The sequence below is a fragment of the Achromobacter sp. RW408 genome (assembly GCF_003184165.1).
GTDB classification, from domain to species: Bacteria; Pseudomonadota; Gammaproteobacteria; order Burkholderiales; family Burkholderiaceae_B; genus Achromobacter; species Achromobacter xylosoxidans.
On the sequence record NZ_QHHO01000049.1, the window covers coordinates 423,835 to 435,147 of the forward strand.

An 11,313-nucleotide genomic window follows, 5' to 3' on the forward strand; every position below is an offset into this window, starting at 1 on the left:
TCAGGCCCCCGACGGATTGAAGACCGCGCCATAGCGGCGCTCGATCAGCCGGTTGGCCGACAGCAGCACCACCACGGTCGCCAGCAGCAGCACCACCGCCAGCGCCGCGCCCAGCGGCCAGTTCAGCGTGTTCAGGAACTCGTCGTAGGCGGCGGTGGCCACGTTCTTCAGGCGCCGGCCGCCGATGATGGCGGGCGTGGCGAAGGAACTGGCGGCCATCGCGAACACCATGATCGAGCCCGACAGGATGCCCGGCATGACCTGCGGCACGATCACGCGGCGGATCACGGTGAACTGGCTGGCGCCCAGCGACAGCGCGGCGGCCTCGGTCGACGGATTGATCCGTTGCAGCGACGCCCACACCGAGATCACCATGAACGGCACCAGCACGTGCGTGAGCGCGATGCCCACGCCCAGGTTGCTGTACATCAGGTCGATCGGCGTCGCGATCAGGCCGATGCCGATCAGCGCCTTGTTGATGAGACCGGTGGACCCGAACAGCAGCGCCCAGCCCAGCGTGCGCACCACCACCGAGATCAGCAGCGGCCCCAGCACCACCATCAGGAACAGGCCCTTCCACGGATTGGCCATGCGCGACAGCACGTAGGCCTCGGCCGTGCCGAGCACCAGGCATGCCAGCGTCACCAGCGCCGCCACGCCGAAGGTGCGGGCATAGATCTCGTAGTAATAGCCGTCGCTGAAAATCTCGATGTAGTTCTTCCAGGTGAAGGTGGCCTGCATGCCGCCGTAGAACTGGAAGTCGAAGAAGCTGATCAGCAGCACCAGCGCCATCGGCACCACCAGGAAGGTGGCGTACACCGCCAGCGCCGGCGCGCTCAGCAGCCAGGGGTTGGCGCGCGCGCTCATTTTGCCGGCTCCTGGCCGGCCACCGCGCACATGTCCTGCGCGCGCCAGCGCAGGTGCACGGTCTCGCCCTCGGCGGGCACCGGCACGCCATCGTTCTGGCGGATCACCATGACTTCGCCCACCGAGGTCTCGACCTGGCACAGCCAGTGGTTGCCCTGGAACACGCGCGTCTTCATGCGGCCGGGCAGGGCACAGGCGCCGGCCTCGGCGAACAGGATTTTTTCCGGTCGCACGATCACCGCGCCCTGCGGCACGGGCTGCCCGTCCATGGCGATGTGGGCCTCGCCGATGCGCGCCCGCACCTCGCCGTCATAAGACTGCGGCGAGGGCGTGAATACATTGGCCTTGCCCAGGAAGCCGCCGACGAAGCGGTTCGACGGCCCTTCATACGCGGCGAACGGCTCGGCCACCTGCTCGACCCGGCCCTGGTTCATCACCACGATGCGGTCGGACAGCGCCAGCGCTTCGGACTGGTCGTGCGTCACCAGGATGGTGGTGGTGCCGACGGTGCGCTGGATGCTGCGTAGTTCCAGCTGCATTTCCTCGCGCAGCTTGGCGTCCAGGTTCGACAGCGGCTCGTCCAGCAGCAGCACGCTGGGGCGGATCACCAGCGCCCGCGCCAGCGCCACGCGCTGCTGCTGGCCGCCCGACATGCGCGCCGGGTGGCGGTCGGCCAGATGCGACAGGCCCACCAGCTTGAGCGCCTCGGCCACCCGCGCCTGCCGCTCGTCCTTGCCGACCCGTTGCATCTCCAGGCCGAACGACACGTTCTCGGCCGCGGTCATGTGCGGGAACAGCGCATAGTTCTGGAACACCATGCCCAGCCCGCGCTTGTTCGCGGGCGTCCTGCTGACGTCCTTGCCGTCCAGCACGATGCTGCCGCCGCTGGGTTCGACGAACCCGGCGATCATCTGCAGCGTGGTGGTCTTGCCGCAACCCGACGGCCCCAGCAGCGATATGAATTCGCCACGTTCGACCGACAGGCTCAGGTCCTCGACCGCCGTCAGGTCGCCGTAGCGCTTGGACAGGCGGTTCAATACGAGATAACTCATGGATGCTCCCGCTGGCGGCGCGCCCGCGCCGCCGTTGCGTGCTGGTGTACGAAACCTCAGCGCTCGATTTCACGCGTCCAGCGCTTGTTCCAGTCGTCCCGGTTCTGGTTGACGGTGTCCCAGTCGATCACGATCAGGTCGGTGGCGCGCTTGCCGATCGGCAGCGGCACGCGCGGATCGTCGGCCACCTTGGCCTGCTTGTTGACGGGGCCGTAGCCGTAGGCGCTGGCCAGCTGCTCCTGCACCTTGGGACTGACCAGGTAATTGACGAAGGCCTGCGCCAGCGGATTGGCATTGGGCTTGGCCACCGGGCACACCGACGACAGCAGCGCGTAGGCGCCTTCCTGCGGATAGACGAAGCCCACCGGGAAGCCGGTGTCGGCGAAGGCCTTGACGCGGCCGCTGCCCCACACGGCGATGGTGGCCTGGCCGCTGGAGAACAGCTCGGTCATCTTGCCCGGCGACGGTTCGTACACCAGCACGTTGGGGCCGACCTCGTCCTTGAAGGTCTTGAAGCCGGCGTCGATCTTCTTCTCGCCGCCGCCGCCCTCGCGGGCGTATTCCACCAGCGTGTGCAGGCCGTAGGTGTTGTTCAGCGGCGGCACCACCAGCTGCTTTTTGTACTTGGGATCCTTCAGGTCCTTCCACGAGGTGGGCGCGGCCCACTTGCGCTCGTCGAAGACCTTCTTGTTGTACATGATGCCGGTGGCGACGATGCCGATGGCCACGGCCTTGTCGTCCTTGTAGCGCGCGGTGCCGTAGATATCGTCGGCCGGCAGGCCCTGGATCGGCGCGCAGAAGCCCAGCGCGATAGCCTGATACATCGGGCCGTCGTCGATGATGGCCACGTCGATCTGCTGGTTGCTTTTCTGCGCCTGCAGGCGCGCCACCGTGTTGGTGGAGTTGCCGGCCACGTAATCCAGCTCGACGCCATGCTGCTTGGCGAAGGGCGGGAAGATGTCCTTGCGCATGATGTCTTCGAACGAGCCGCCGTAGCCGGCCACCACCAATTTCTGCTGCGCCTGCGCCGTGGCGCATACGCCGACGGCCACCGTGGCCGCCGCCAGGACTGCGAGTACCTTGCCCATGAAAACCCCCGTTTATTGGAAAAGAACTGCAAGAACTGCCGGTGCTGCCTGAATCCGGGGATGGACTCGCCGCAGAAAAAAATGCGGACCCGCTTGCCCCGCGACCTCATGTCCGCCGTACAATTTGTCCGTACATGAATGTCCGGACAAATAATGGATCCGCGGGGCAGGCCCTGTCAATGGGTTATTGTCCGTACAAACCCCGATAGAACGAGAAAAGGAGCCACCCCCATGACCCGATCCTCCGAACGCGCGTCCGACCCGGCCGCCGCGCGCGAGGCCCGCGGCCAGGCCACGGGGCCGGACGACGAGGCTGGCGGCCCGCGCTACAAAAGCATCTACCAGCAGCTGGCGCGCGACATCGGCAGCGGCCGCTACCCGGTCATGACGCTGCTGCCGACCGAACACGAACTGTGCGAACAATTCGGCGCCAGCCGCCACACCATCCGCGAGGCCATCCGCATGCTGACGGTGGCCGGCATGGTGTCGCGCCGCCCCGGCGTCGGCACGCGCGTCGAGACCGCCCACGCCAGCACCCGCTTCACCCAACGCATCTCGCAGTTCCCGGACCTGCTGCAATACGCGCGCAACGCCGCGCTGCTGGTGCAGGACGTGCGCACCATCAAGCTCACCAAGCGGCTGGCCGAGAGCCTGGGCGCCGAGCCCGGCCAGCCGTGGCTGCACATCAACTCCATCAAGACGCTGGGCGACCAGGACACGCCGGTGGCGTGCACGCTGATCTACGCCGATCCGGCGCATTCCGACCTGCGCGCCGACATTCAGCCGCGCATTTCGCTGCTGCGGCTGATCGAGGACCACTTCGGCAACCGCATCCACGAGGTCAACCAGGAGTTCTCGGCCACGCCCATCGCGGCGGGGATCGCCAGACAGCTCCAGGTCGAACCGCAGACGGCGGGCTTCGTCATCACCCGCCGCTACTACGGCAGCGGCGGGGTGCTGCTGCTGGCCACGATCACCACTTTTCCGCATGACAAGATGAAGTACTCGATGTCGCTCAACGTGGCGTAGTGGGGGCTTCGTAGCCATAGGCCGCGCGCGCCGCTTCCGGACTGATCTTGCCGTCGGCCAGGTCGCGCTCGATGCGGTTGCGGGCCCGCTCGGCCGCGGGGCCGTAGCCGCCCGCGCCCGGGGTCTCGATGCGCACGCTCTCGCCCGGCGCCAGCGTGATGTTGGCGGTCTTGGAGAACAGCTCCTCTTGGGCGGGCGTGCCGAAATTGCGCACCAGCCGCGCTCGGCGGCCGTCGGCGCCGCCATCGACACCGGCGGCCACGCCCACCGTGTGGCTGTCCGAGCGCGCCGAGAAGACGATGCCGGGTCCGACCGCGCGGATCTGCTTGGCGATACCCATGCCGCCGCGGGTGCGGCCGGCGCCGCCGGAATCGGGGATCATGGCGTACTCGTCCATCAGCAGCGGATACTCGTTTTCCAGCGCCTCCACCGGCAGGTTGGACGTGTTGGTCATGTGCACGTGCACCGCGTCCATGCCGTCGGCATCGAAGCGCGCGCCGGCCCCGCCGCCCAGCGTCTCCAGGTAGACGAAGTGCCCGGCGCGCTCGCGCCAGCGGCCCGAGAACACGATCGCCGGGCAGCAGTCGTTGCTGGACGCCATGGTCTTTTCCGCCGGCAGCAGGCCGCGGAACGCGCCGAAGATGGCGCCCGCGACCTTCTGCGCGGTGATCGAGCGCGCGCCCACCGCCGCCGGATGCTCGGGGTTGGTGATGGTGCCCACCGGCGCCGATACGCTGATCGGGTCGAACAGGCCGGCGTTGGGCGCCAGGTCCGGATCCAGCAGCGCCTTGACCGCGTAATACACGCAGGCCCGCAGCGCGTTGAACGGCAGGTTCATGGCGCCGCGCGCCTGCTTGCCGGAACCCTCGAAATCGAAATGCAGGCGGTCGCGGCTGACCGTCAGCGTCACCTGGATCGGCACCGGATCGCCGCCCATGCCGTCGTCGTCCAGGTCGCTGCGGAAGGTGTAGCTGCCCTGCGCCAGCTCGCCGATGCGGTTGAGCAGGCGGCGGCGGGTGTAGGTGATGACGTCCTCGACCGAGCGCAGCACCGCCTCCAGCCCCATCTGCCGGATCAGGCCCTGCACGGCGGCCGCGCCGCGGCGGTTGGTGGCCATCTGCACGCGCAGGTCCAGCACCCGTTCCTCCGGGTCGCGGGTGTTGGCGCAGATCAGGCGCAACAGGTCCTCGTCCACCTCGCCGGCGCGCGCGATACGGCTGGCGGGAATGCGGATGCCTTCCTCGAAGATCGACTTCAGGCCGCCGGCGATCGAGCCGGGCACCGCGCCGCCCACGTCCGAATGGTGGGCGATGTTGGCGGCGAAAAAGCGCAGCGTGCCTTCCCAGAACACTGGCGTGACGATGTTGATGTCGGGCAGGTGGCTGCCATCGGCCAGGTAGGGGTCGTTGCAGATGAACACATCGCCGTCGCGGATCTGGTCGGCCCCAAAGGTGCGCAGGATCGCGCCCATGGCGCCGTCCAGCGAGCCCAGGTGCAGCGGAATCTGCGTGCCCTGCGCCACCAGCCGGCCGGCGGCGTCGAACAGCGCCACCGAGCAGTCCTTGCGTTCCTTGATGTTGGTCGAGAACGAGGCCCGCACCAGCGTGTTGTTCATGTCTTCGGTGATCGATAGCAGGCGGTTGCAGAACACCTCCATGCCGACCGGATCGGCCAGGGCAACGCCGCTGTCTTGATTGGCTTGATGGGCTTCACGCATGGGAGCCTCCTTGCAAACGAATGATCAGGTTGCCGTAGGCGTCGACCTCGACGTCCTGGCCGGCGCCGACCACGGTGGTCGAGCTCATTTCCTCCAGCAGCGCCGGGCCGCTGAAGCGCACTCCGGTGGGCACGCGGTCGCGGTCATAGACCGGCGTATCCAGCCAGCCGTGGCGCTCGCCGAAGTAGGCGCGGCGTTCGCCGATGCGTGCGCCGTCCAGCGTGCCATCGACCTGGCGCGGCGCCAGCGGCGCCTTCACCACCTGGCCCACCGCCTGCATGCGGCAGTTGATGATCTGCACCTTGCGGTCGTCGACGGTGTAGCCGTATTCGCGTTCGTGCGCCTCGGCGAAGCGGCGCGCGAACTCGGCGTAGCCGCCGGCGCCGGTATCGTCCAGCGCCACCTGCACTTCGAAGTTCTGGCCCTCGTAGCGCGCGTCGATGGCGGTGCGGTACAGGCGCAGCGCCGGTTCCACGCGTTCTTCTTCCAGCCAGCGTTCGGCCTGATCGCGCAGCCCGTCGAAGATCGTCGATACGCCGTCCCAGCTTTCCGCGCTGGCCAGCGCGATCTCGCTGCGCACGAAGTCGAACGAGATGTCGCTGAGCAGGATGCCGCGCGCGCACATGGTGCCCGGCTCCTGCGGCACGATCACCGTGGGGATGCCGCATTCCTCGGCCACCTCGACCGCGTGCAGCGGCCCCGCGCCGCCATAGGCATACAGGGCGAATTGCGACAGGTCGTAGCCGCGCTCGGTCGACACGGCGCGGATGGCGCGGCTCATGTTGGCCGCCGCGATGCGCAGGATGCCTTCGGCCGCCGCCTCGCGCGTCAGCCCCAGCGGCCGCGCCACGCGTTCGTCGATCACTTGGCGCGCGGCCTCGGCATGCACCGGCATGCGGCCGTTGAGCAGCGCCACCGGATTCAGGCGCTGCAGCGCGATCTCGGCATCGGTGATGGTCGGCTCGGTGCCGCCCCGGCCATAGCCCACCGGTCCCGGCACCGCGCCGGCGCTGTGCGGCCCAACCTTCAACGCGCCCGCGTCGTCGAGCCAGGCAATGCTGCCGCCGCCCGCGCCGATCACGTGGATGTCCACCATCGGCGTCTTCACCGGATAGCCCGCCACCTGGCGATGCGAGGTGAACAGCGGCCGGCCATCGCAGATCAGCGACACGTCGGTGCTGGTGCCGCCGACGTCGAACGTCACCAGGTTCAAGCTGCCGATGGCGCGGCCCACCGCGGCCGCGCCCACCACGCCGGCGGCCGGCCCCGACAGGCAGGTGCGCACCGGATACTGGCGCACCGTGGCGATCGACATCAGGCCGCCATTGGAATGGATGGTGTGCGGCTCGTGGCCGATATCCAGCTCGCGCACGCGCTGCAGGAAGCGTTCCAGGTAGCGCGCCATCTTCGGCCCCACAGCGGCGTTCAGCACCGTGGTCGACAGGCGCTCGTATTCGCGGAATTCCGGCAGCACGTCAGACGACAGGCTGATATACGCATCGGGCATTTCCTCGGCCACGATGCGCGCGGCCTGTTGCTCGTGCGCCGGGTTGCGGTAGGCATGCAGAAAGCAGATGGTCACCGCGTCGATGCCGGCGGCGGCAAAGCGCCGCGCCGCCGCCCGCACCGCGTCCCCATCCAGCGGTGTCAGCACCTCGCCTTGCGCGTTGACGCGCTCGGCCACTTCGGCGCGGAACTCGCGCGGCACCGCCACCGGCGGCTTGCCGACGCTGTAGTCGTACAGGTGCGGCCGCGTCTGCCGGCCGATCTCCAGCACGTCGCGAAACCCCTGCGTGGTGATCAGGCCGACGCGCGCGCCCTTGCGCTCGATGATGAGGTTGGTGGCCACCGTGGTGCCATGGCCCACGTGCGACACCTGCGACGGCGCCACGCCGTGACTGGCCAGCATCTGCCCGATGCCGGTGGCGATGGCTTCCGATGGGTCCGACGGCGTCGACGGCACCTTGTGAAAATGCACGATGCCTTGATCTTCGTCGATCATCGTGAAGTCGGTAAACGTGCCTCCGACGTCTATCCCTATGCGATACATGCTTGTGCTTCCCTGAAAGAAAAGAAGGGCGCGGCCGCGCTCAGTCCAGCTTGATGCCGGCCTGCTTGACCACGCCGCACCATTTGTCGATTTCGCTCTTGATCATGGTGCCGAAGGCCGGCCCGGCCACGTCCGAGACCTGCGCGCCCTGTTGTTCCAGATAGGCCTTCATGGCGGGCGCGTGCAGCGTCTGCGCCAGCGCATCGGTCAACTTGACGCGCAGCGGCTCGGGCAGCTTGGCCGGGGCCAGCATGCCGAACCACACCATCGCCTCGTAACCGGGGTAGCCGGACTCGGCCACCGTCGGCACGTCGGGCAGCATCGGCGAGCGTTGCGGCGAGGTCACCGCCAGCGCCTTGATCTTGCCGTCCTTGATGTATGGATAGGACGTCATCACCACGTCCATCATCATGTTGATCTGGCCGCCCACCAGGTCGATCAACGCCGGGCCCGAACCGCGGTAGGGCACGTGCACCATCGACACGCCGGCCGTGCTCTTGAACAGTTCGGCGGCCAGGTGGTTGGAGGTGCCCTGGCCGTTGGAGGCGAACGAGTACTTCTCGGGCTCTTTCTTGAGCAGCGCCACGAACTCCCGCAGGTTGTTGGCCGGCACCGACTGGTTCACCGACATGACGTTGGGAATGGTGGCGACGACGGTCAGCGGCGTGAAATCCTTGAGCGCGTCGTACGGCAGCTTCGAATACACGCAGGGCGCGCTGCCGTGCGTGCTGACCGAGCCCATCAGGATGGTGTAGCCGTCGGCCGGCTGGCGCGCCACGTATTCGGTGCCGACGGTGCCGCCGGCGCCGGGCCGGTTCTCGACGATGACGTTGGCCGACAGGCGCTGGCCCATGCCTTCGGCGATCTTGCGCGCGATCAGGTCGGTGGACCCGCCCGCCGCGAACGGCACCACGATGCGGATCACCTTGTCGGGCCACTCGGCGCGGGCCGGTAGCGCGGCGGCGGCCAGCGCGGCCGCCCCGAATGCAAGACAGCAACTGCGAATGAACGCTGCGTTCATGACTTCCCCTTGTTGATAGAACTTCCTTGCGGCCCGATCATGGACGCCGGGCCTGAGAGGCATTGCCTCGGGTTCACTGCAACAACGGGAACATCCTAGGCCTGGCCGGCGCGCGCCAGCAGTCCTTGCGGTTTATATTGATATAGATGCCATTTATAGGTGGGCGGCGGTGAAGCATCCGGACCTGAATCTGCTTGTGCATTTCGACGCATTGATGACCTGCCGCAATGTGTCGCGCGCGGCCGAGCAACTCGGCATCAGCCAACCCGCCATGAGCGCCGCGATGAACCGTCTGCGGCAACTGTTCGGCGATCCGCTGCTGGTGCGCGAAGGCGGCGCGTGGCAGCCGACGCAGCGCGCGCACGAACTGCACCAGGGCTTTCTGCCGCTGTTGGAAGGTTGGCGCCGCGCCACCCGCACGCGCGAGGTGTTCGACCCGGCGCACTCGGCCCGCAGCCTGTCGTTCTATGCCACCGACTATGTGCAATACACGCTGCTGCCCAAGCTGATTCCGCGCCTGGCGGTGGATGCGCCGCACTTCCAGCTGTTGATCGTGCCGGCGCGGCCGCAGCACGGCCTGAGCATGCTGGACACCAATCATGTGGAACTGATCGCCGGCTACTTTCCGGACCCGGCGCCGGACCTGCGCACGCGCTTCCTGTACCAGGAACCGGCAGTGTGCATCGTGCGCGAAGGCCATCCCTGTCTGCGCAAGCGCTGGAACCTGGATGCCTACCTGAGCTACGGGCACCTGGACCTGGCGGCCCACACGCGCTACTTCAGCAAGGCCATCGACCGCATCCTGATGGGACAGAACCGCAGCCGCCGCATCGTGGCGACGCTGTCGAGCTACATGGTGTGCCCGTTCATCGTCGAGGCCTCGGACCTGATCGCGACGATGCCGGTGAGCATCGCCAAGGCCATGTCGGGCAGCGCGCGCATCGTCACGCTCAAGGCGCCGCTGAGCCTGCCGGCGATCACGGTGTCGCTGTACTGGCACGAGCGCTACCAGGACGATCCGGCGCATGCGTGGCTGCGGCAATATCTGGCGGGCGTGCTGGGCTAACGGCGGCGCGAAGCCGCGCCTGTGCCGCGCGCGACGGCCGCGTCAACGCGGGCCATCGCGCGGCTTGCGGCGCTTACTTCAACGGCATGCAGATACGCGTCTGCAATTGCGCGGGCGGCGTGCTGCGCGGGTCGTTCAGGTACTGCTCGAACATGGGGAAGTCCGCCGGCACCATGCCGCTGGCGGGCAGCCATTCCGAGAACATCCAGTTGTAGGGCTTGTCCATCTCGTTGTACGGGCCGGTGTAGGTCAGCACCGCGCAGCGGATGGCGGGGATCTCGAAGCGTTCCAGTTCGTCGCCCAGCTCGGCGTCGGGCGCGACCGATACGCCTGCCATCGAGCGCAACTGGGCCGGCGGCACCTGCTCGGGGTCGTCGAAGTAGACGCCGAAGCCGATGGCCTCGGGACGCGCCAGGCCGCGGCTGGCCGCGAGCATGAAGGCGCGGGTGAAGACCGGGCCGATTTCCTGGTAGCTGCCATGGTGCGGCAGGGCGGCCAGCACGGCGCCGGGGAAGGTTTCGATGGTGATGGGGTACATGCCTAGCTCCTTGGGGTCGAAGGGTCGGGAGCGGGTCGCGCGGTAGCGCCCCGGCGGGATGCCGAAGGTCGCGCCGAACGCGCGGTTGAAGGCGGCGTCCGACTCATAGCCGGCGCGCTGCGCCACGTCACGCAAGGAATCCCCGGTGCTGCCCAGCGAGACGGCCGCGCGATGCATGCGGATGCGTTGCACGGTGGCGTTCACGGTTTCGCCCATCACGGCGCGGTAGACGCGGTGGAAGTGATAGGGCGAGAGGCAAGCCAGGTCGGCCAACTGGTAGAGGTCGGGGTCGGCGTCGGGGTGGCTTGCCAGCCAGCGCAGGACGGGGTCCAGGCGGTGGGCGTAGGTGGCGCGAGTTTGGGGTTTCAATTGCGTGGCTCCTTGGGGAGCAATGTAGGCGGCCTTGGTTTGCAGATTTTGCGGTTTTTTTGTTGGGTGGATGGAGTTTTTTTTTGCTGGTGGAAGGCGGCGTTCTTTAGACGCCAGGAGCGCCGTGCCGAGGGGTGGGCGGGGCTACGACTGCGGTCCGGAGCGTTCGCTCCGGACTGCCCCATCCTCATCCTCGTCGCCTGCGGCTCCTTCGGATTCCGTCGGGCGCGTCTACACGCCCCGCCCACCCCTCGGCACGGCGCTCCTGGCTCTTGTTGATTTCACTTTACCGGCGCTGGGGGAGGAAAGCGGGTTTTCCACAGGCCTTGGTTTTCTTGCGCAACGCCCCGGCTGTGGATAAGTGCTTGGCGGTGTTTTCAGTAGCCGCGAACGGGGTCGTAGATGTTGGGCAGGGCCTCGCCGCGTTCGTTGGCGGTGATGAGCCAGGCGGTGTGGCGGGCGCGTTCCTGGCGGTCGGGGATGGCGGCGCAGTGGGGGGTGATGATGATGTTGGGG

9 protein-coding genes are annotated in these 11,313 nt (G+C 67.7%); 2 read left to right on the forward strand and 7 right to left on the reverse strand.

Annotated features, from left to right (window positions below; translation table 11 throughout):
- The 3 genes from DK459_RS21435 to DK459_RS21445 are packed head-to-tail and all read right to left on the reverse strand — an operon-like array spanning window position 1 to window position 3,007.
- The gene (locus DK459_RS21435; RefSeq protein WP_054431071.1) at window positions 1-867 is read right to left on the reverse strand and encodes an ABC transporter permease; all 867 of its coding nucleotides are present in this window, start codon (window positions 865-867) and stop codon (window positions 1-3) included.
- Complete coding sequence (locus tag DK459_RS21440; RefSeq protein ID WP_006389499.1) at window positions 864-1,919, reverse strand: ABC transporter ATP-binding protein; 1,056 nt, start codon at window positions 1,917-1,919, stop codon at window positions 864-866. The genes DK459_RS21435 and DK459_RS21440 overlap by 4 nt, the downstream gene beginning before the upstream one ends.
- A 56-nt stretch (window positions 1,920-1,975) precedes the next feature.
- Window positions 1,976-3,007 carry an ABC transporter substrate-binding protein gene (locus tag DK459_RS21445; protein ID WP_024067325.1) on the reverse strand — a complete coding sequence of 344 codons (1,032 nt, stop codon included), beginning with the start codon at window positions 3,005-3,007 and terminating at the stop codon, window positions 1,976-1,978.
- A 231-nt stretch (window positions 3,008-3,238) separates the two neighbouring features.
- Between DK459_RS21445 and DK459_RS21450 the strand changes: the two genes are divergently transcribed.
- Complete coding sequence (locus DK459_RS21450; protein ID WP_006389501.1) at window positions 3,239-4,036, forward strand: GntR family transcriptional regulator; 798 nt, start codon at window positions 3,239-3,241, stop codon at window positions 4,034-4,036.
- On the opposite strand, the gene DK459_RS21455 is transcribed toward DK459_RS21450, so the two are convergent.
- Genes DK459_RS21455 through DK459_RS21465 form a run of 3 tightly spaced genes read right to left on the reverse strand, consistent with a single transcriptional unit; the run spans window position 4,023 to window position 8,824 of the window.
- Window positions 4,023-5,753, reverse strand: coding sequence for a hydantoinase B/oxoprolinase family protein (locus DK459_RS21455; protein ID WP_110135047.1), 1,731 nt, complete (start codon window positions 5,751-5,753; stop codon window positions 4,023-4,025). The genes DK459_RS21450 and DK459_RS21455 overlap by 14 nt on opposite strands.
- On the reverse strand, window positions 5,746-7,803 hold the full coding sequence (locus DK459_RS21460) for a hydantoinase/oxoprolinase family protein (RefSeq protein ID WP_110135048.1): 2,058 nt from the start codon (window positions 7,801-7,803) through the stop codon (window positions 5,746-5,748). The genes DK459_RS21455 and DK459_RS21460 overlap by 8 nt, the downstream gene beginning before the upstream one ends.
- Window positions 7,804-7,843: 40 nt before the next feature.
- Window positions 7,844-8,824: a tripartite tricarboxylate transporter substrate binding protein gene (locus tag DK459_RS21465; protein WP_049053545.1), complete on the reverse strand. Its 981-nt coding sequence runs from the start codon at window positions 8,822-8,824 to the stop codon at window positions 7,844-7,846.
- A gap of 169 nt (window positions 8,825-8,993) precedes the next feature.
- Here DK459_RS21465 and DK459_RS21470 point away from each other — a divergent pair, with 169 nt between their 5' ends.
- Window positions 8,994-9,890: a LysR family transcriptional regulator gene (locus tag DK459_RS21470; RefSeq protein ID WP_006389505.1), complete on the forward strand. Its 897-nt coding sequence runs from the start codon at window positions 8,994-8,996 to the stop codon at window positions 9,888-9,890.
- A 73-nt stretch (window positions 9,891-9,963) separates the two neighbouring features.
- On the opposite strand, the gene DK459_RS21475 is transcribed toward DK459_RS21470, so the two are convergent.
- Window positions 9,964-10,797, reverse strand: a complete 834-nt coding sequence (locus tag DK459_RS21475) for a GyrI-like domain-containing protein (RefSeq protein WP_006389506.1) — start codon at window positions 10,795-10,797, stop codon at window positions 9,964-9,966.
- Window positions 10,798-11,313 lie beyond the last annotated feature (516 nt).